Annotated in this window: 19 protein-coding genes; 1 reads left to right on the top strand and 18 read right to left on the bottom strand. The window is 56.2% G+C overall.

Going from position 1 to position 20,825, the window contains the following annotated elements:
• Positions 1-2: 2 nt before the first annotated feature.
• The 11 genes from AC2T28_RS22790 to AC2T28_RS22740 form a co-directional block, all read right to left on the bottom strand.
• A complete protein-coding gene (locus AC2T28_RS22790) occupies positions 3-935 on the bottom strand; it encodes a toprim domain-containing protein (RefSeq protein ID WP_486750906.1) in 933 nt (310 codons plus the stop codon).
• Between the two features lie 238 nt (positions 936-1,173).
• Positions 1,174-1,347 (bottom strand): helix-turn-helix transcriptional regulator, encoded by a 174-nt coding sequence (locus tag AC2T28_RS22785; protein WP_486750905.1) that lies wholly within the window; start codon positions 1,345-1,347, stop codon positions 1,174-1,176.
• An 83-nt stretch (positions 1,348-1,430) separates the two neighbouring features.
• Positions 1,431-2,117, bottom strand: coding sequence for a hypothetical protein (locus AC2T28_RS22780; RefSeq protein ID WP_486750904.1), 687 nt, complete (start codon positions 2,115-2,117; stop codon positions 1,431-1,433).
• Positions 2,118-2,131: 14 nt separating this feature from the next.
• Entirely contained in the window at positions 2,132-3,370 is a 1,239-nt protein-coding gene (locus AC2T28_RS22775; RefSeq protein ID WP_486750903.1) for a tyrosine-type recombinase/integrase, read from the bottom strand.
• A gap of 223 nt (positions 3,371-3,593) precedes the next feature.
• Positions 3,594-5,432 (bottom strand): caspase family protein, encoded by a 1,839-nt coding sequence (locus AC2T28_RS22770; protein WP_486750902.1) that lies wholly within the window; start codon positions 5,430-5,432, stop codon positions 3,594-3,596.
• 113 nt (positions 5,433-5,545) lie between these two features.
• Positions 5,546-6,241, bottom strand: coding sequence for an ABC transporter ATP-binding protein (locus AC2T28_RS22765; protein ID WP_486750901.1), 696 nt, complete (start codon positions 6,239-6,241; stop codon positions 5,546-5,548).
• Positions 6,234-6,953, bottom strand: a complete 720-nt coding sequence (locus AC2T28_RS22760) for an ABC transporter ATP-binding protein (protein WP_486750913.1) — start codon at positions 6,951-6,953, stop codon at positions 6,234-6,236. The genes AC2T28_RS22765 and AC2T28_RS22760 overlap by 8 nt, the downstream gene beginning before the upstream one ends.
• The gene (locus AC2T28_RS22755; protein WP_486750900.1) at positions 6,950-7,894 is read right to left on the bottom strand and encodes a branched-chain amino acid ABC transporter permease; all 945 of its coding nucleotides are present in this window, start codon (positions 7,892-7,894) and stop codon (positions 6,950-6,952) included. Before AC2T28_RS22755 ends, AC2T28_RS22760 begins: the two co-directional genes overlap by 4 nt.
• A complete protein-coding gene (locus AC2T28_RS22750) occupies positions 7,891-8,817 on the bottom strand; it encodes a branched-chain amino acid ABC transporter permease (protein ID WP_486750899.1) in 927 nt (308 codons plus the stop codon). The genes AC2T28_RS22755 and AC2T28_RS22750 overlap by 4 nt, the downstream gene beginning before the upstream one ends.
• Before the next feature lie 150 nt (positions 8,818-8,967).
• Positions 8,968-10,266 carry an ABC transporter substrate-binding protein gene (locus tag AC2T28_RS22745; protein WP_486750898.1) on the bottom strand — a complete coding sequence of 433 codons (1,299 nt, stop codon included), beginning with the start codon at positions 10,264-10,266 and terminating at the stop codon, positions 8,968-8,970.
• Positions 10,267-10,373: 107 nt separating this feature from the next.
• On the bottom strand, positions 10,374-11,747 hold the full coding sequence (locus AC2T28_RS22740) for a hypothetical protein (protein WP_486750897.1): 1,374 nt from the start codon (positions 11,745-11,747) through the stop codon (positions 10,374-10,376).
• A 211-nt stretch (positions 11,748-11,958) separates the two neighbouring features.
• Here AC2T28_RS22740 and AC2T28_RS22735 point away from each other — a divergent pair, with 211 nt between their 5' ends.
• A complete protein-coding gene (locus tag AC2T28_RS22735; protein ID WP_486750896.1) occupies positions 11,959-13,125 on the top strand; it encodes an amidohydrolase family protein in 1,167 nt (388 codons plus the stop codon).
• 63 nt (positions 13,126-13,188) lie between these two features.
• On the opposite strand, the gene AC2T28_RS22730 is transcribed toward AC2T28_RS22735, so the two are convergent.
• From AC2T28_RS22730 to AC2T28_RS22700, 7 genes are all read right to left on the bottom strand, one after another.
• The gene (locus AC2T28_RS22730; protein WP_486750895.1) at positions 13,189-13,626 is read right to left on the bottom strand and encodes a MarR family winged helix-turn-helix transcriptional regulator; all 438 of its coding nucleotides are present in this window, start codon (positions 13,624-13,626) and stop codon (positions 13,189-13,191) included.
• A 109-nt stretch (positions 13,627-13,735) separates the two neighbouring features.
• On the bottom strand, positions 13,736-14,320 hold the full coding sequence (locus AC2T28_RS22725; protein WP_486750894.1) for an amino acid synthesis family protein: 585 nt from the start codon (positions 14,318-14,320) through the stop codon (positions 13,736-13,738).
• Entirely contained in the window at positions 14,317-14,898 is a 582-nt protein-coding gene (locus AC2T28_RS22720; RefSeq protein WP_486750893.1) for an amino acid synthesis family protein, read from the bottom strand. Before AC2T28_RS22720 ends, AC2T28_RS22725 begins: the two co-directional genes overlap by 4 nt.
• A complete protein-coding gene (locus tag AC2T28_RS22715; protein ID WP_486750892.1) occupies positions 14,891-15,748 on the bottom strand; it encodes a UPF0280 family protein in 858 nt (285 codons plus the stop codon). The genes AC2T28_RS22720 and AC2T28_RS22715 overlap by 8 nt, the downstream gene beginning before the upstream one ends.
• The gene (locus tag AC2T28_RS22710; RefSeq protein ID WP_486750891.1) at positions 15,748-17,238 is read right to left on the bottom strand and encodes a 6-hydroxynicotinate reductase; all 1,491 of its coding nucleotides are present in this window, start codon (positions 17,236-17,238) and stop codon (positions 15,748-15,750) included. The genes AC2T28_RS22715 and AC2T28_RS22710 overlap by 1 nt, the downstream gene beginning before the upstream one ends.
• Positions 17,228-19,978, bottom strand: coding sequence for a molybdopterin-dependent oxidoreductase (locus AC2T28_RS22705; RefSeq protein WP_486750890.1), 2,751 nt, complete (start codon positions 19,976-19,978; stop codon positions 17,228-17,230). The genes AC2T28_RS22710 and AC2T28_RS22705 overlap by 11 nt, the downstream gene beginning before the upstream one ends.
• A complete protein-coding gene (locus AC2T28_RS22700; RefSeq protein WP_486750889.1) occupies positions 19,971-20,804 on the bottom strand; it encodes an FAD binding domain-containing protein in 834 nt (277 codons plus the stop codon). The genes AC2T28_RS22705 and AC2T28_RS22700 overlap by 8 nt, the downstream gene beginning before the upstream one ends.
• Between the last annotated feature and the right edge of the window lie 21 nt (positions 20,805-20,825).

The following is a 20,825-nucleotide window of genomic DNA, read 5'->3' as shown; positions in this document are numbered from 1 at the left end:
ACCTATTCCTCCTGCCTCAGAACATCATTCCAATCCTTGCCTTCCGGAGCGGGCATAATGCTCACTTTCCAACCCAACTTGTTTGCTTTTCGCGCTAAGACCTGTCCGGCCTCGCGACCGGCCTTGTCACCATCAGTTGCGATGATGAGTTTCGCAGGCGGGCGAGGTAGTTCGAGGGATTTCATGCCGGAAGTCGACAAAGCGGCCCAAACCCTTGGGCCCCCAGATACCAGCCCACTGGCCAGGCTCAAGCCCGTTTCTATGCCTTCGCACACCACAATTGGTCCCGGACCGTCCGAGCACTGCACAGCACCTCCACGACATGGCCCCAACATCCTTTTATCAACGGCTTTGTTACCTTCAGGGAACCGATGCAAAAAGGTACGGTGCACACCTTCGGTAGGGTCAACGCGTGCTACCATGGTTGGAAGATAACTATTCGTGACCATGCAGTACTCACGTGACACATAGCGCAGGCTTGTAGGGAGTGGGCAAGTGATACCACGGTTGCGCAGGTACGTTTCTGCAGGTGTGCGGTCTACGCTGCTAGCTTTTGCCCAAAGAGCACGCGCCTTGCCTATGTTGTGACCGCGTGGTTCACGTCGAGTTCTAGGAACGGGATTTGGCAAACTCCGGTTCTTTAGATTGTCGGTGAATGGTAGATCCAGGGCCAGCATGATGTCTTGGTAGCGACACCCCAACTTGTGACAAAAGACGAGCACACGCTCGTCATTGTACCCGATTGAAAGTGCGCGTTGATCTTGGCGGCACTCAGGCTGACAAATCGGGCAGGGAGCTTTGCCACTATGACCGTGCCATTCTCCCATCGCCATTTCTGTAAAAAAGCGTGCGGTGAAGCCAAGTTCGCTGCTGACACCCAAAGCGCTCAATGCCTCTGTATTGTTGCGTTGCATCACTTTTTTTCCCCATAGCAAAGATAGGCCAGTGTATGCGCCACGGACTGGCTCAGGCCGTGCCTAGTCCGAAGATTTTGATATTGCCGCTCCAAATGCGGTTCGGTCCACTTTTTATCCGGGCGGTTGTTGTGGCTGTTGGAGTTAAATTCCAATGGCATTGATTTGCCTTTCATCTAGGCAAACAAGCGCTGGCAGTGTATCCAGCCTTTGGTCAAACAAGATACGCCCCCGAGCAGCTTGCCTGCCGGGGGTTTCTTTATACGCTAGCGGTGTTTTTCAGGGCGTCGTCAACATCCTGCTCGATCCAATAAAGGCGGCCGCCCAGCTTGATGGGTTCAGGCAAACGACCAGCCGCGATATCACGGTAGATCGTCGTGCGACCGCGGTTGCCGAGTTTTCGGCGAAGTTCGGAAAAATTCAGGTAGTTCATTGGTGTGTCCTTCTGCGTTGATGGACATAACAGAACACATCAGGTCGCCCCTGAAAGGGGGGGCAGTTCTTAGAAAAAAATGTTTATTTATGATGTCTTAGGTTATTTGGCGGGTATGGGTCATCAAATAGCTCTCGTGAATAAAGATGCTTGCGGTGAAATGGAACTACCTTGAATTCAACTGGGGCTTCGACCAGATCAATTTTGATGTTGTCCCACTCAGATTGTATCAACCCCTGAAAACTTCGAGCCAAGCCAAATACTTTCGCTGCAGCGATATTGCTATATACAACCTGATTTAGAAAATTGGGGTTCATAAAGCCCGCAGCGAGAAAATGGGATACATTGCGGTATTTCTTCCAACCCTTTTTTGCGCTGTCGATGCTTTTTGACATGGCTAGCTTGTCTGTTTCGTTTTGTAATTTGGTCAGCGCCTCTGGGGTGATTGAGTTGTACTTTTTGATACAGTAATCATAGCTTACAGCCCGCGATCTGGCTGTCGCTAAAGAACATCCTTTGCCATCGCGCATTTTGCTTTGTGCAAGCATTAATACAGTGTTCGCTGTATGAAGACGGTGTGTTATTTCTTTAGTGGTCATGCGGTCCAAATGGCGTGCCGCGTCGGCACCAGCAATGTCGATCATTTCTTCGTACTGCTTGATGATATCTGCTACGTTTGTTTTTGTGATTGCCGCATAAAATAGACAGCTTGGATTTCTGATGGTTTTTCCATCTTCGCAGAATATTGAGAGCTGTCGTTCTTCATTCATTGAAAAATTCCGTTTCAGATCCCAGGTATTTCTGCCGGGCTCTTCAGGTGTTCGGCCCATCGTTGAAGAAGCTCGTGACGCTGTTCGAGGAAGTCGTTTCGCGCATAGGAGCGTTCGACAACACTTCCGACCTGATGAGCCAAAGCTGTCTCAGCAACTGCGTAAAGGCTTGGATCGATTTCAGAAACCCAAGACCGAAATGTCGCCCTGATGCCGTGAGGTCGATAAGGCTCGGGCCACTTCATATTAGCTTGAGCTTTACGCATGACGTTTTCCATAGCCTGATCGCTTATTGGAGAAACCTTTCCTTTGCGCGCCTTTGGTGTTGGGAATAGAAACTCGCAGTTGCTTTGATCTTGGCAGATCTCGACTATCTGCTGCATGTCTTCAGTGACGGGAATGCGGAAGCTGTTTGCTTTGCCTCTTGGACCTTTCATCAGTTCACCGTCAAGATCCCAAACTCCTTTGGAGAACTGGCCAAACTGAGCAGTACGTAGAGGTTTCAAACGTGGTCCTCCGCCTACCAGGATGTAGAGTTTAAGAGCACGCTGAACCGTGTTTTGGGGATCCAGAGATTGGTAGAAGGCCGAAAGGTCTTGCCAAGGCATAGCTGGATGATGTCGCACTTTGTGAGCTTGATCGCCTAGCAGCTGTTGCGCTTTTGATATGGCGTTTAAATCAACATCCAAGCCCAGCGCTGCCGCATGTTTTAACACTGCAGAAAGACGTTGGATGGCTTTCCGAGCAGTCGAGGGCTTGTCCCGCCATATAGGGGCCAAAGCTCGCTCTATATCGCGCTGATGGATACCCTCAACCGCCATCGCTCCCAGCACAGGTAGGATGTGGAGGCGAAGCGGTGAATACCATCTGCCTGCTTTCCCGTTTTCCTTCAATCTTCCCTTTAAGCTGTCGAAAGCAATAGGGGCAACTTCTGCCAAAGTCATTGCCTTACGGGCACCAGCGGCTTCCTCTTCAAGCCGCCGTTTTTCTTCGATTGGGTTGATTGGATTGCGACGATCCGTCATTAGGTCCCGCCACCGATCTCGCTCGACACGCGCTTGCGCAAGAGTGAGCGACTGCACTGAACCCAGCCCTAACTCATAGCGCTGCTTCAGAAAGGTATACCGAAAGATCCAGCTCCCCTTGGCTTTTCCTCTTTGATCACGACCGGTCACCAGCAAATAAAGGCCGCTGCCATCCGAGTATTTGCCCGGCGTAGCTGTTTTCAGAATATTTGTTGCCAGTTTCGACATGTGTGCTCGTTCCCCACCTATTCCCCGATTTTCTGGGTATAGGATGGGTTGATGTGGTGCAAGATGAAATGACTTTAGTTGTTTTGCACTTTGTAATTAAAGGGGTATTGTCCAGAGTGGGGTGTTTTGGAGCTCGGTAGAATGACTACTTCGGTGCCTCTCGACCGCACCATTTATCAGAGAAATCCACTGCTCTCAGACCTATGGAGTCTGGCGATTTTGCTCACTCGAGCAACTGGCGCAGGTTGCCTATTGCAACTGCATCCCCTTGATCCGCCGCTTTTTGCAACCACTTGATAGCTTCGGCTGTGCTTTGAGGTGTTCCGCGTCCCTGTTGGTACATCCAAGCCAGATTGACCTGTGCACTGGCATAGCCTTGTTCGGCTGCTTGTCTGTACGATTTGAACGCTTGTTGGTTGCTTTGGTCGGTGCCACGTCCGTTTTCATACATGACGCCTAGATTGAATTGTGCTTTGGCGAGCCCCTGAAACGCCGCTTTTTGGTACCAGCTGAACGCCTCGGCATCACTTTGTGATGTGCCGCGACCCGTCTCGTACATCCCGCCCAGATTATACTGCGCAGCTGCATAGCCTTGTCTGGCTGCCCGCTGATACCAGTTGACCGCCAGGGCATCATCCTGCGCAATTCCGCGCCCCAGATCATAGAACAGGGCTAGGTTGAACTGTGCTGGGGCATAGCCGCGTTCGGCGGCTTTTTGCATGTAGTGCCGGGCCTGTTCATGGCTTTGCGGAACTCCGGCGCCATCCCGATACAGAAATCCCAGCCCCAACTGGCCCAGAACATCCCCTTTGCCTTCGGCTTGTTGATAATATTTCAGCGCCTGCTCATAGTTGCCCGCCTTGTCATGGGCGCGCCCCAGAAAGGCGAGGCTGCGCGCATGATCGGGGAACAGATCAACGGCACGCTGACATTTGGCGATGGCGTCGCCTGCTTTCAGGTCGGCCCAGTCCACTCCGGTAGGCGGGGTGCCGCTTTCCAAGAAATTCGGATGCCAGCGGTGCCCCGCACTTTGATCGCAGGCCTGCACCAAGGCACTGTCATTTGGAACCACCACTTCAGCGGGTGTTACTGGTTCAACCCGTGCGGCAGGCTGGCATTGGCGTTTCACAAAAGACCGGGCTTCTGGGCTTAAAACATGCTCGGCGCAGCTCTCCAAATAAGCCTCAAATGCATAACACTGTTGCGAGGATTGTGCTGTGTCGAACAGGGCCTTGCACTGGTCGATAACGGCAGGCAGAGCAGCGGCTTCGCAGTTTCCGCCCAGGCAAATTCTGGCTGTTGTTTGATCGTAATAGGCCGGATGCTGACGATGCCCGTCCTGCGTGGCAGCCTGCTGAATGGTGCTGGATCGGGCATCTAGAATTGCATCCTGTAGATAGATGCCTGGCTTCAGGTACTGAATGAAATTTCGGGTGAAGACCGAGAGTTTCTGTTCAGGTCCGTCTTCGATCAGGCTATCAAGCGCCTCTTGGCTATTGCCCGCCGAATAGATGATAAAGGTGCCTTCACTGGGCACAACCGGGGTCAACCCGCGGGTCAGGCCGATGGATTTGCGGCCGGGCCGGGGCGAGAAGGGGTTGTTGCGGCAGGCATCAATGACGGCAATGGTGAGTTTAGCGCCGCGCTCCTGCAACTTGTCCAAAAAACCATCATGGCCATTTTGCAGGGGCAGGGTGCTGTCCTCCAAAATGGCCTGAAAGTCTGGTGTGGGGCGCGCAACATCGGTTGGTACCAGAAAATTGGTCTCGCCGTTACTCCACCCATGTCCCGAATAGACAAAGGCAACTTCATCACCGGCGCTGATCTGGTTCAGAAATCCGTGAAACTGTCGCAGCGTTGCTGTGCGATCCAGATCCTTAACCAGGGTGATCTCAAACCCCAGCGCGCCAAAGGTTTTGGCATAGGCCTCGGCATCGGCATGGGTGTTTTCAAGATCTGACAGTTCCAGATAATCGGCATTTCCAAGGACAAAGGCATATCGTTCAGCGCTGAGGGCTGATGCAAACACGATTAAGAAAGCTGCCAATACGAAACGTGCCATGGGTTACCCAAGAGTGCCAGCCACCACGACGTTTCAACAATAAGTCGAAACGCCTTGGAGTAAGGTAGCGCTTAATGGGAGTTCTTGAAGGGAAGGCACTTAACCAGCGGATATCAAACCCCCAGATAGCGATGCACCTTATCCATATCCGCACGCAGTTCTGCAGCGCGTAAAGTTTCGCGGGTTTGCCCATGTTCAATGAAAGCAACCTGATCGGCAATCGACAGCACCGCATCGACCCTCTGTTCCACCAGAACAACTGCCACCCCTTCGTCGCGCATACGCACCACAACCTGCCGGATCTGCTCAATCATCGACGGTTGCAGCCCCTCGGTTGGTTCATCCAGCAGCAACACCTTGGGGCGCAGACATAGGGCGCGGGCGGTGGCCAACATCTGTTGCTCGCCGCCCGACAGGGTATTGGCCTGTTGCTGCAACCGTTCGCGCAAGCGGGGAAAGATATCCAGCACCCAGTCGCGCGTATCCTCACCTGACTTGCAGGTCATCATGCCCATCTCGATGTTCTCGGCCACAGTGAGTTCCGCAAACAACCGTCGCCCCTGTGGCACATAGCCAACCCGGCGGGTGGGGATCTTGTGGGCGGGCAGGGCGCTGATGTCTTCGCTGTCCAGATGGATTGACCCTGATTTGAGCGGTAACAACCCCATGACGGACTTCATGATCGTTGTTTTACCCGCGCCGTTTCGGCCCAGAATACACAGGATTTCTCCCGGCTTGACAGTCAGCGAGACCCCGAATAGCGCCTGTACCCGGCCATAGGCCACCTGGATGTCATTAATCTCAAGCATCACTTGTCCCCAGATAGGCAGCCTGCACGGCGGCATTGGCGCGGATGTCTTCGGGGGTGCCAGCGGCCAGAACTTCGCCCGCATCCAATACAGTGATATGGGTGGCGGTTTTCATCACCACATCCATGTTGTGTTCGATCAGCAGGATGGTGGTTTCCCCGGCCAATGTGTTGATCAGCGTGATGAACTCCTCCACCTCGGAATCCGCCAGCCCTTGGGTGGGTTCGTCCAGAATGAACAGCCGTGGGTCCTGCGCCAGCCCCATGGCGATTTCCAGCAGGCGCTGATGGCCATAGCTTAGATCGCCAGCAATCTGATCCGTGCGTTCCGCCAGCCCAACCCGCGCCAGCACATCCGCGACCTTGGCGTTCACTGCCGCCACGTCTGCGCCTAATCGTCGCCGTGCGGCGAGTGCCACGTTTTCATGCAACGATAGCCCGGCAAAGACTGAGGTGACCTGAAACGTATAGGCAATCCCCAGTGAAATTCGCTGATGCGCTGGCAGGGCGTTGATATTTTCGCCTTCAAAAAATACATCGCCACGTGTGGCCGGAATCCGCCCGCACAACATGCCAACAAAGGTCGATTTGCCAGCCCCGTTGGGCCCGATCAGTGCCATGGTCTTGCCGCGTGGCAGGGCAAAGTCGATGTCAGTATTGGCTTTGATCCCACCATAGGCCTTGGTCAGCCCTTTGGTGGTCAGAATATTCACGGCATCCATTTGAACACCCGCTTTCTGAGCTCACCAGCCAACCCCTGTGGCGCAAACAGTGTCAGCATCACCAGTACCACGCCTGCGATCAGCATATAGGCCGAGGTGATATCGCTGCTCAGGTCGATCAGGTAGAACATGAAAATAACGCCAATCAGCGGCCCGATAGTGGTGCCTGCGCCCCCCAAAAGCACCCAGAGCAGGGGAAAGATTGAATATTGTACCGTGGCAAAGGTGGCCCCGGCATAGCCAAACAGCAATGCATAGGCGGCACCCGCCACGCCAGCAATCGTGCCCGAGATCACCACGGCCTTTAGTTTGTGCGCTACGGTGTTGTATCCCAACATCCGCGCCCGTTCCTCGTTTTCGCGAATGGCAACCAGGGTGCGGCCAAAGGGCGATTGCACCAGACGTGCCACTGCCAGAAAGCAGATTGAAAACAGGACTAGTGCTGCGAAATAACGCGCAGTGTCATTGCTTAGGTCCAGCCCAAACAGTACCCGGTCAGCCTGCTGAATAACAAACCCCTCGTCGCCGCGCGTATAGCTACCGAAATAGAGGATGGTCAGATAGCCCGCCTGCGCAAACATCAATGTTACGATCATAAAGGACACACCGCTGGTGCGCAGCGCCAGAAACCCGATCACAGCCGAGACAATCAACGCCGAGGCCAGCCCGACCATCAGGGCCGGGGCTGCGGTCAGGTCAAACAGCTCCATCGACAGGCCCAACCCGTACATGCCAGCGGCAAAGAACAGGGCGTGGCCAAGGCTGAGCAACCCGGTGTAGCCAAACAGAAAATTGTAGCCGATGGCGTAAACCGCCAGTACCATGATGCGGGACAGGTTGCCCACGTGATAGGTGGGCAAAACAAAGAACGCCACAAACAGTAGGGCAATCACGCCCAGATGCAGCAGCTGCGAACGCTGGCTATCGGTCAATGTGCCGTTCTCCCCAGCAGTCCTTGGGGTCGGAACACCAACACCATTGCAACTAACAATGTGGCGATGATCTTGGCCAGCGTGGGTGAGAAGAAGACCGAGATGATACCGTCACTCATCCCGATCAGGATGGCGGCAATCACGGTGCCGGGCAGACTGCCAAGTCCGCCAATGATCACGGTGATAAAGGCTAGCAGTAGCGGGTCATGCCCCATCAGATAATGTGCCTGCTGGATCGGCACCACCAGCACAGCACCTGCGGCGGCCAGACCGGCGCCCAGACCAAACACCCACATGTAAACGCGATCCACCGGCACGCCAAAGGCCAGTGCGGTTTCGCTGTCCAGCTGGGTGGCGCGCATGATCAGCCCGATTTTGCTGCGGGTGATCACCAACCACAGGGCGGTCAAAATACCAATGGCGGCCATAATCACGAACAGTTTGTAGCTGGTGATGCTCAGCCCCCAAGGCCAGTACATTGCAAATCCGCTTTCGCCAAACTCAAACCAGGGCAGGGCAATGCGGGTGTTGAACGGCGGCTGCACTGGGCGGGCATCGGGGCCAAATGTCATCAGTGTGGTTTGCTGGATGATATACAGCAGACCGATGGTGGCCACGATGGTGCGGTCGGGGTCATAGTTGATTTTTTGCAGGATAGCCTTGTCCGCTGCAGCAGCAAGGAAACCCACCAGAAGCGGCGCAATCCCCAGTGCCAGAACAAAGCCAATAGCAGGGTGGCCATCAATCAGGGAGGTCACCCACCAGGCGATCACCGCGCCCAGCATATAGAATTCGCCATGCGCCACGTTCACCACGCGCATCACACCAAAGACGATACTTAGCCCCATAGCCGTTAGCGCCAGGATTGCAGCTGTTACTGCGCCTTCAAGTGAAGCCAGGAGTAAGTGCGGCCCAAAGTCCATGAGTGAAACCTCAATTTATATGGTCAATTGGCCCGTGCGCAGCTCGGGCCGCGCCTGACCTTCCCCCCGGGAAGGCGCATACGCACCTCCCCAAGGTCAGCCACGGCCCTTTTGAAAAAGTCGCCGCAGCATAAAGTCGGTTTATAGAGATCAGAACGCCTGCGTGGTGTAATCCACCTCGTCCTCATACAGACCATCTTCGATAGAGGTCGTATGCTCGACCACCAGTTTGCCGTCAGACACCTTGGAAATGTACTGATGTCCAAACGTCTGGTGCGTCTTGCCGTTGAACCGTTTAGCCCCCTGCGGATGATCATCCGACAGCGGCATGTCAGTCATCGCCTCAACGGCCTCGATCAGCTTGGCCCGATCAGCTGGCCCCTGATACCCGGCAGTTTCCATGCCGCGTTTGATGATGTTCAGCGTCTCCCAGCAGCCGAACATGTGTGAGTAGGTCGACACATCCTGCGCATCCTCAACCGAGGCACCATTGTCATCAACGCCCACGGCGGCACGGTAGGCCTTGTCGTGGCTACTCTGATCGGCCTGCGCGTTACGCGGGTTGCCTTCCCAGAAATAGGTTCCTTCCAAGAACTCCAGTCCGGGGCTCTTGATGTCGACGGCCTCAAGACTGTCGATAAAGCCAAAGATCTCGGGGCTGCTTGGGCCAAAAAATTCGCCCAATTCTTTGACGAAGGTCAGAACCGCTGGGCCGACCATCACGTGATAAATCACTTCAGTTTCGCGTGGGATACGTGGGAAGTATTTGCTGAACGATGTCTCGGTCGGTGGAATTGCGATATGCTCGACCACTTCGCCACCCTGTGCCTCAATCGCGGCGGTAAAGAAGTCACGATGATCATGGCCAAAGGCAAAATCAGGGAAGATCATGGTGACCTTCTTGCCCAGATTGTTGGCCACAAACGGTGCCATTGCCTGCACCTGGCTTTTCACGTCGGTGATGCCGGGTTGCAACGTGTAGCGGTTCAGTGCCCCACTGGCGACGTGGTGGCCTTCGGACACTACAAAATACGGCAACTTCAGTTCACCCGCGCGCGGGGACGAACCATAGACAACGTGGCTGAACAAAGTGCCAAAGGCGATGTCGCATTCATGCTGGGTTGCAAATTTCTCAACCACCTCGGCCCCGCGCTTGGGATCAGTGCCGTCATCTTCTGCAACCAGTTCAACCGGGCGACCATTGATGCCTCCCATATCGTTGATGCGCTTCACTGCAGCCTCAGAAGTACGGTTGTACCAGCGGCCATAGGCCGCGCCAATGCCGGTGCGATGTACTTGAAAGCCGATCTTGATCGGCGCCGAGCTTTGCGCCTGGGCAAATCGGGTTAGTCCTGGTAGTGCGCTTGTCGCCGCAACGGCGCCGGTTCCGGCAGCCAGCGTTTTCAGCATTCCGCGGCGTGTGAATTTGGATTCGGGTTTAGTTACCATTAGTTCACCTCCCATATGTGCACCTCTCCGCAGGGTGCAGTGCTTACATCTTGTGTGTATGCAAACAACGTGTCCAGAAGTTTTTCCAACAACCTAGGGGTTTGGCGCTACATTCCACGCGGCGTTGCCAGCAGCCACAGCCCGAAAATTGTATATAAGATCATGAAAACGGCCAATGGAATCTGGCTGATCAGCGTCTGCCGCTTGGTCGCATACAGGCGCGCAGCTATGCCATGTGCCACCAAAACCGAGACCACATGCGAGAGCACCACTGCACCCGCTTGAATGAAAAACACCACCTGAACGCTGTCTTTGGTTTTGAGGAATCCTGTCGTCACTTGTGTTTTTGTCAGACCCAGCAGGTTGGCCCCATTATCCAGCGGATCGGTCAACGCCAGCAGCGTATGTTGGCCGTTGACCAGAAAATAGACAAAGAAATGGGCGAAGTGATAGCCCAAGGCAATTGGGATGATCGACAGCGAGAACCAGCAGAAGGCGGTGGTAAAGGCGACCCGGTTTTGCGGCGCAACACTGGCATTTGCCGCAGCAACGCCCAGATAGGTGACTGCAGCAAAGACCAGTACCAAGGCCACGTTCAGCGCGACAATACCAAAGACCGAGTCCCAGAAAATCGCCGATTTGCCGGGGAACATCAGCGGGTTTACCCCAATCTTGGCCAACCACCAAAACGTCTCCTTCAACCCGTCAAAGCTGCCCACGCCAAGCAGGACCAGGCAAAAGACGCCGAGACTGACACTGGGAAGCTTCTCGGTCAAAATCGACCATCCGGGCAGTCCGATACGTAACCGGGGTTCCCAACGCACAGGCGAAACCGCGGCCACCAATCGAAACAGAATAGTGAACGGCTCGCAGCGTGACAGCCAGACTTTGTCCCCAAACAGTACAATGCCGGTAAAGACAAACAACCAGTACCCCAGTACGAATTTGGTCAACCGGGCAGGAACATCCGGGGCAGGGTCGGCGATTTCGAACACGCCAAAAGCGATGAACACCAGAACGGCAATCCAATGTCCGAACACCTTGGGCAGCTTCAGATAGGGCGGAGCGGATTGATAGCCGATTAATAACTGATACAGCCCGGTCCAGGGGTTCAGGAAACTCCACAAATTGCCCAACAGCCCATGCGCCAGCACCAAACCAACCCACCAGATCGTCCAGATGGTCAGCGAAAACAGGTTGCCCAGTGGATCATGGGTGCCATAGGCGCCAATGGCGCTGATCAATGCCAGAAAGATCAGCGAGGCAAAACTGGTCACATGGGGCAGCCAATCAGGCGCCTTGACTGGGAAAAGGGGCAATGGCCGGAACATCGCCAGCAATCGCTTTTCAGACAGAAAGGCCACCCCAAGGATCGAGGCTACAACCGCCGAGCAGCCAGCAACGATGTACAGATCCGTCGGCAACAGCAGCACCAGCGCCTGTTCCGAAGCATGCGCCCGCGCGGGCAGCGTCTGCGTCATCCATCCCAAACAGGCGATGATCAATCGTGCAATGGATGAGCGTGCTATCGGGCTAAACCTTGGAAATGACTAACAGAGTATCAGTTCATTTATAGCCACAGCCATTGAAACCTGTACAGGCTCTTGATCTTCAATCAGCCCTTAACAGCCTTGACCGGCGATGTTTGGGCGTTAGCATGCAAACAAACAGAAGCTCCGGGAGGCCTGCACTATGACCGAGAAACTCGTCATCAAGAACATTGGTTTGTTGCTGTCAGGAAAGATGGAACAACCCATCCTGGATGGGGATTGCCTGATTGCCATTGATGGCAAAATCCACGAGTGGGGTTATGAGAAAGATCTCGATACCGACGAGGCCTCGACCGTGGTGGATGCCCACGGCGTTACACTGGCTCCGGGCTTAATCGACAGCCACATTCACCCGGTCGTCGGGGATTACACCCCGCGTCAGCAGCAACTCCACTGGATCGATTCCACTCTGCACGGCGGCGTCACCACACTGATTTCGGCTGGTGAGGTGCATATGCCCGGCCGCCCCAAGGATGTGGTGGGCCTCAAAGCAATGGCGATTGCGGCACAGCGCTGGTACGAGAATTTCCGCCCCTCGGGCATGAAGGTCCACGCCGGTGCGCCGGTGATTGAACACGGCATGGTCGAACAAGATTTCAAAGATATGGCCGATGCCGGGGTCAAGCTGCTGGGCGAGGTTGGACTGGGTACCGTCAAGGACGGTAAGACCGCCAAGCAGATGGTGGATTGGGCGCGCAAATACGGCATGCAATCGACCATTCACACCGGCGGCCCTTCGATCCCCGGGTCGGGCTTGATTGACGCAGATATGGTGCTGGAAACCGGCACTGACATCATTGGCCATATCAACGGTGGCCATTCGGCGCTGCCCGATGATCAAATCACCTGCCTATGTGAAAGCTGTACCGCCGGTTTGGAGATCGTGCACAACGGCAACGAACGTGCTGCATTGCTCACGTTGAACACCGCGCGCGAGTTAAAGGTGATGGACCGTATTATCCTTGGCACCGATGGTCCCGCAGGATCTGGGGTTCAGCCATTGGGTATTCTGCGCATGGTGGCGATGCTGTCGGCGCTGGGCAATGTCCCGGCTGAAATTGCCTTCTGTTTTGCCAACGGCAATACATCCCGACAGCGTGAGCTGGATACAGGTTTGATCGAGCAAGGGTACTGCGCCGACTTTGTGTTGATGGATCAAGCCCAGCACGCGCCGGGGGAAAACATGCTCGAATCCGTTCAGCTCGGCAACCTGCCCGGCGTGGGGATGACGATCATTGATGGCGTTGTTCGCAGTGAGCGCAGCCGCAATACGCCCCCTGCGACCCGATTGCCTGAGCTTTTAGGATAACGTTAAGGGCGGCGCCTGACCTACCTGCCGGGCGATGGCTTACCTGATGATGACGTTGCCGACCTAAGTAAGCTTGCGCAGCAGCTTTATAAACTTCTTCTGCTCAGCCGCGGTTAATGGGGCCAGTGTATCGGCAGTGATCTGGTAGGCGACCGGGAACATGGCCTGAACCAGTTCATGACCCTTGTCCGTCAGCGAAATCAGACTGCGCCGTTTGTCCTTGGGGTCCGATTCAACCTCGGCATAGCCCTTGTGACGCAACCGATCCACCACGCCCTTGATGGTGGCCACATCCATTGAAGCCAACCGCCCCAACCGGTTTTGCGAGCACTGACCTTGTTCATGCAACCGGGCCATGGCAGCAAATTGGGTCGCCGTAAGCCCTTGCAAAGCCAGGGATTGATAGATTGCGGCGTGCTTCTGACTGGCTTGACGCATCAGATAACCCACCTGATCATCCAGATTGTAGTCTTGGTCATTTCCAGTCTTATCGTCGGGCATGGGCTCTCTTTTCGGTCACAAATTTTATGCGTGTTAATATGAAATGCGCGGCTGGGCAACGTTGATCGTATAGTCAACACAGGGCGCCTGCCGCGAATAGAGGGCTGAACTACTTCAACCCATCCTTGCCAATGGCCTCATCCGTGGTCAGCCCGCCAACGCGGGGCAGGGGGCGGCCACTGTCAGTGACAGCCACAGCCACCATGATTTCATTGGCCCGCGGAGCATCGTTCAGCCGTACCTCGATCCCGTCAAAATGACTGCGCACATAGGCGGCATCCTTGTGGCCCAGTGGCACGTCCAGCACCTGACCGGGGCTGCCCATTTTCTTGGACGACGGCACCAGAGCCGCGCCTTTCTCAACCGCCTTGCGCAATGGCGCCCCTAGTTGAGGATGGAGAATGGCAGCTGCATGTTCCAATTCGCCGTTTTCCCCAACCATGGCGGATTTGCCATAGCTTTCAGCCAGCTCTGGGGTAATGCCCAGCGCTGCAACACATTTTTCGCCCAGCAATCCACCCAGTTCAGCCCCAATGGCCATCAGATCCGACAGGTCCTCTTGGTACTGCCCGGCGAACGGGTTTTCGATCACCGCAACAGCCACGGCCTTGCGGGTGGGCGGGCTGATTGTGCGACCAATCTCAGAATGTACTTCTTCGACGTTCACCGCGATTTTGCGAATTTTGACAGTCATCGTAATCCATCCTCTCCTTTGATATCCCAGGCTTCCAGCCCACCCGATCGCGAATGCACCCGTGGCCCAGTGGTCATCACCAGCGCAAAGGCCAGTTCATTTGCGCGCGGCGCATCGTTGCAGCCCACCTCCATTGAATCAAAATGGCTGCGCACATAGGCAGCATTGATGTGGGTGATCGGCACATCCAGCCGCGACCCAACGCCACCGACCTTTTTCGATGAGGGTACAATGGCGTTGGCGGTGCCCAGCAACTGCCGCATCGCGTAGCCACCCGGCGCATGCCACAGCGCGCCATGCTCCAGTTCGCCGCCTTCACCGATCAGTGATCCCTTGCCGTAGCCTTCGATCTTGTCCGGCCCGCCCAACATGTCCAGCAGCCGTTGTGCCATATCCAGCCCGAGTGGTTTCAGGTCTTCCATAAAGCCTTGGATTTCAGGCTCATACTTCCCGGCAAAAGGGTTCTGGATGATCGCCATAATAGAGCCACGCAACAGCGGGGTATCAACGACAGGCCCACCCTCGTGATAGATTTCCTCACGCGAGGAGATGATTTTGCGAATGACAAGATCAGGCATAAAGCTGCGTCCTAACTGATGGGGTGAACCCGGTGTTTCCAACCAACCGGCAATGCCCTTGCAAGAACAGCGCGGCGGCGATGATGTGATTTTCGCGCTGCATGTCCAGCGCTCTTTGCTGTCCGGCGTTTAGGGCCGAGTGAATGTCTTCGTCAGATAAGGGACCGCAATCGCTCACTACGAGCTGCTCTCCCAAATCGCTGTCATCTTGTAGATCACTGGCGGGCTGTCGGTGAATGGCTGTGTGGCCGGGCAGGTCCGCTGCATTTGCAATCAGTGTAGCGGCGGCATCTGCCTGCGCGGCTGTTTTGGCCAATACGGTGACACTGTCCGCAATCCCCAGCGACAGGCTGCGCCCATGCCGACCTGAGGTCGCGATGCCACCAACCCCGCTGGAGTGGCTGATGTCGATCCGCCCCAGATCTTGGTTCTGATGGTCATTCATTGCAGTGACAAATGTTTGCCCGGGGCCAAGGTGCAGGGCAATGTCGCCGCCATTGTTGGCATATGCGCGCTGTAGCGGAGTGGCCGCACACATCACTTTAAGAACGGTATCCGCCACCGCCCCAGCCACCGCAGCCATTGGTGTGACAAAGGCTTGGCATTGGGGGCGGGTTGCCTGATCCATGCGCTGGGCAATTGCACCAATAGGGCAGGGGGAATGAGCTGTGATCTGACTTTTGAGCAGTGGCAGTTCCATTACCAGTTCTTCCAACACAGTTTCAAACCGAGCCTCCGCTGCAGCAAAGGCAGTCTCACGATCTCCATCCGCGCCAATCACCAGATCAATTGGCCCGTGCTGCAAATGCAGCCGGGCGCCACAGGGCAGGATGCGGGCGACGGGACCCATCACCGGCGCTCCTTTGCCCAGCGATAATTAGTGCGATCCATCGGATCTGGTTGGCTGTCGACCTGTGTCACCCGGCGGGTCTGGTCTGACACAATGGATGAGACTTTCTTGATCTCGCCCATATGCCCGCCCAACGTTTCGTAATCAGCGACCCGCATGGTGAATTCAATTGGTGCCACCAGTGCCGGGGTTGGGACATAGCCGAATGATCCGGTTGGCATGTCCAGCACATCGACCATCACAGTGATACCACCGCCGGGCCAGACATAGCTCTCGGCTCCCCCGCAGGACACAAAGGTCAGCGAGTCCTTGACGGATCGGGTCAGCCGCACCGGGTTTTCCGTCACTCCGGCCCGCAGACTACCGCCAGCGCCGCCCATGAACAGCACCGAACAGACCGAAGGTTCGCAGTTTTCTGCAATCAGATCCGCAGAGGCCTTGAGCTGGGCGGGGATTTTAGTCGCTTGCGGCACCAGATCCGCATCGAGCACAAAGTATCCATACTGCTCCCCCGTGGTCGACACCATCAGCAGGCTCAACCCTTCCCAAGCGACCTTTGGATTGAAGGGGCCAAGGATGGTCAGTGGGTCCTCAATGTCGGTGCCGCCCCAGCCAGTGCCAGGGTTGGCCACCTGAAAATACCGCCCCGGTGTGGACCGCCGCCCTTTGATCTTGATGCCAGTGGGAGGCACGTTCAGTTCCTTGCCGGTCTGATGTTCTGACAACACGCCGGTGATGTGGTCATCGACCACCACCACCTCGTCCACGTGACCAACCCATTGTTTCGGGAACATGCCAATGGTGGCCGAACCACAGCCCACCCTCATCAGTTTTTCGGTCACGCCATTCACGATGGGAGGCCTGCCAGCCTCCACCACTACGGATGTCAGATGATCCTCGTCAACGATCTCCATCTCAACCGGCTCGCGGTTACACAGACGCAGCAGGGCATCACAGGTGACGCGGCCTTCTTTCTTTGATCCACCCGTCAGATGCTCTACACCGCCAAGCGACAGCATCTTCGAGCCATATTCGCTGGTCATCACATGGCCGATGGGTTCGCCATCTACCCGCACCACATCACGTTCGTGGCCGATATGGCGGTCGGTGTCGATCTTCACCTTGACCCCACAGTACGAGAATATTCCTTCGGTCACCACGGTGACCATATCGACGCCTTCGATATCCTGGCTGACAATAAACGGCGCCGGTTTGTAGTCGGGGTAGGTTGTCCCAGCCCCAACGGCGGTGACAAAGGGCCGGTCGCCTTGCACGATATTGCCGTCCCATTCGTCCGGCTGGCTGTCCTTCAGAAACGGAACCAGCTTGTGGCTGGTATTCTCAATAATGGTCAGCGCATCCAGCCGCACCAGATCGCCACCGTGATTGGCATACCGATCACAGGCACCAATTTTCCCATCCGCTATGAAACACATCACCGGGCAGGCGTCGCAGCGGATCTTTTCCGGTTTTACGCGCTCAGTTGCCATTGGCCCGCTCCTTGATTGCGGCACGCACCCGCGAAGGCGTGGCCGGGATCTGGGTGATCCGTACCCCGGTGGCATCCTTGATTGCGTTCAGAATGGCCGGAGCGGTGGGGATCAACACATGTTCCCCCAGCCCCTTGGCACCGAAGGGGCCATGGGCATCAGGAACCTCGATAATATGCGTCTCAATTGGCGGAATATCCCCGATGGTTGGAATCAGGTAGTCATGCAGGTTTTCGGTGCGGCCGGGGATGTATTCCTCCATCAAGGCCATGCCGAGCCCTTGCGCAATGCCACCATGCACCTGACCTTCTACCAGCTGAGGGTTGATCGCCTTGCCCACATCATGTGCGGCAACAAATTTGACTGGTGTCACTGTACCCAGCGCGGTGTCTACTTCGATGACAACCAGCTGGGCGGTATAGCCATATTGGGCGTATGGGTCGCCTTGGCCATTCTCATCCAGCGGCTTGGTGGGCGGGTCATAGGTTTGTTTAGTGCAGAACACATAGCCTTCGTCACATTGAGGCAGGGTGTTCAGGTTGACGAAATGGGTTGCCCCCTCATCGCTCACCTTGATTGTATCAAAGTTGAGATTTAGCTCAGCCATTTCACTGGCATTGACCCGCGCCAGAATATCAGCGCGTAAGGCCTCACCCGCCAGCCGCGCGGCATTGCCTGACACATAGGTTTGACGCGAGGCCGAGGTTTTGCCCGCATCCGGGGTGACATCGGTATCAGCCCCTATGAGTGTAACCTGCTGCACTGGTACGCCCAGTGCAGTGGCAAAGATCTGGGTGATGACGGTATTGGCTCCCTGACCAATATCCATCGCGCCCTGATGCAGCACCACACTGCCATCTATGCGGATGCCCGCCTTGATGGTGGATGGATTGGGCAGCGAAGTATTGCCGCAGCCATACCAGCCCGAGGCAATGCCAACCCCGCGTTTAAGCGTTTTGTTAGTGGCATTGAAGGTCGCAGCTGCACCTCGTTCGGTGTCCCACGCCGCGCGCAAAGCCTCTAGGCAGGCCTTGATGCCCACCCCCTGTTCAAACACCTGTCCACAGACCGTGGGAGTGTTGTCCTCCAGCGCGTTCAGCAGCCGAAATTCCAACCGATCCATCCCCAACTTGTCGGCCAGCTCATCAAACAGGCTTTCTTGTGCAATGGCCGCCTGCGGCACCCCAAATCCGCGAAACGCACCAGAGGGAGGGCAGTGGGTATGAACAGCCTTGGCCTCGGCCCGATAGTCACCCACGCGATAGGGGCCAGAGGCATGTACCGGCACCCGGTTCGACACGGTTGGCCCCCAACTGGCGTAGGCGCCGGTGTTGAATTGCCCCTGAAAATCAAAGCCCTGAACACGCCCATCCTTGCTGGCGCCGATTTTAAGGGTGATGTCACAGGGATGCCGTTTAGTAGTCGACTGCATGGATTCTGTACGGGTATAGGCTAGTCGCACTGGCTTTCCTGTCTTTAGCGACGCCAAGGCCAGATAGGGTTGCACCGACAGATCTAGCTTGGAGCCGAAGCCACCACCAACACCGGTTGGCACAATGCGGATGTCCTTGCGGTCCATGCCCAGGATCAGCTCCAGCCCCTCTAGGTCCATCACCGGGGCCTGGGTGCAGGCGTGCACTTCAACACGGCCATCCACCATCTGGGCAAAGCCTGCTTCGGGCTCGATATAGGCGTGTTCAACAAAGCCGGTTTGAAAGCGCCCTTCGACAGAGATATCCGCGGCCACCAGTGCTTGTTCGGCATCTCCCTGTTGAACAAATCCGCCGCACATCACGTTGCCGTCACGACCCATATGCAGTTGCGGGGCGTCTGGGGCAGTGGCCTTGCTCATCGTTTCTACGCTGGGCAATTCGGTCCATGTCACCGGGAAAGAGGCCGCGTCAAAAATCTGCATGCTGTCTGGCTGACCTATGACAGCAGCCACCGCTTCGCCCCGGAACCGGGTTTCACCCTCGGCAAAGACGGGCTGATCGACAAAGTCTGGAATAACGCCAAATAGATTCTGACCGGGCACATCGGCGCTGGTCAATACCGCTTCCACGCCGGGAATGTTGGCCTGCCAGTGGGCGATATCACCAAAGGTAAAACTGGCCCGCGCATAGGGCGATCTGATGATCCGCAGCACCAGTGCATCTGCCGGGGCGACATCATCACCAAACCGTTCGGACCCGTTGACCTTGGCCGCGCCATCCAAGCGTGGGATCGGCTGACCAACACAGCCGTCGCCCTGTTCAAGAGGGCTGCCCTCATGGGCCGCAACAACGGCGTCGATGATTTTGCGATAGCCGGTGCAACGGCACAAAACACCGCCCAGCGCGTCTTGAACCTGTTGTTCAGATGGGGCCGGGGTCTCGCGCAACAGGGCAACGGCAGCCACCATCATCCCTGGCGTGCAGATCCCGCATTGCGCCGCGCCATGAGCCTGGAAACTATCCGTTAGGCGCTGGGCCTCTTCATCCTGCCGACTAAGCCCGCCCAGTGTTTCGATATGTTTGCCTTCGGCCTGTTGGGTCGGGGTCAGACAGGCACAGACCGGCGCGCCATCCACCAGCACAGTACAGGCCCCGCAGTCCCCGGCATCACAGCCCACTTTGACATCTCGCTGCCCAAGCGTTTCACGCAGGGTATACGACAGCCGCTCTCCGGCTTGCGGATTGGCGCTGACCTTGCTGTGGTTCAGGCGAAATTGGGTGAGGGTTTTGACAACGGGTTTACCCATTGGCAGCTCCCGCCTTGGCAACGGCTCGCTTGATCTGTTCGGCCACCACATCCAGCCTAAAGGAGCCATCTCCGCGAACGTCGGAAATTGGCGCAAGTGGTGCAAGATGTTGGTCGGCTATCAAGGCTTCCTGAGGGGCCTGCCCAATCAGATCCTCTTCTAGGACAGACAAGCGCTGGGCCACAGGTGAGCAGGCCCCAACTGACACACGCGCAAAGTCGATCTGACCAGCGGCGTCGCAACCAATCACTACAGCCACCATCGTGATCGAGATCACCAGGTATTTACGGCCGCCCAGTTTCTGAAACGCGCCGCGGGTATGGGCGGGTAGGTCAGGAATGACGACTGCTGTTACCAGCTCATCAGCGCCCAATTGGATCTGGCGGGGTCCGGTTACAAACTCGGCCAAGGGAAGGCGGCGCAGGCCATTTGGTCCGGCCAGCTCAACCTCGGTGCCCAGCGTTAGCAGTGGTGGTATGCCATCCGCCGCCGGAGACGCATTGCAGATGTTGCCTGCAATTGTGCTGGCGTTTTGGATCTGTACGCTGCCAACCTCGCGCGCGGCAGCCTGCAGTCCGGCAAAACAGCTTGGTAGATCCGACTGCGCAATGCTGCTCCACGACGTTGCGGCGCCGATACGGTATCCATCATCCGACTGGGTGATCCCGGTCAGCCCGGCTATTCGGGTGACGTCCAATAGGCTTTGCTTTAGTGGATCTGTTCCGCGCGCTGGAAAAACGTCGGTGCCGCCTGCAATAACGCTCAGGTCTTCTGACGCCAAAAGGGCAAGGGCATCGTTCAGCTCTGTCGGAGCGAAATAGTCCACTGGGGCTTATCCTGGCGTTTT

It is taken from the genome of Parasedimentitalea nitratireducens (genome assembly GCF_057444295.1).
The sequence above is the reverse complement of the archived record's forward strand: the minus strand, read 5'-3'. Positions and strand labels throughout refer to the sequence as shown.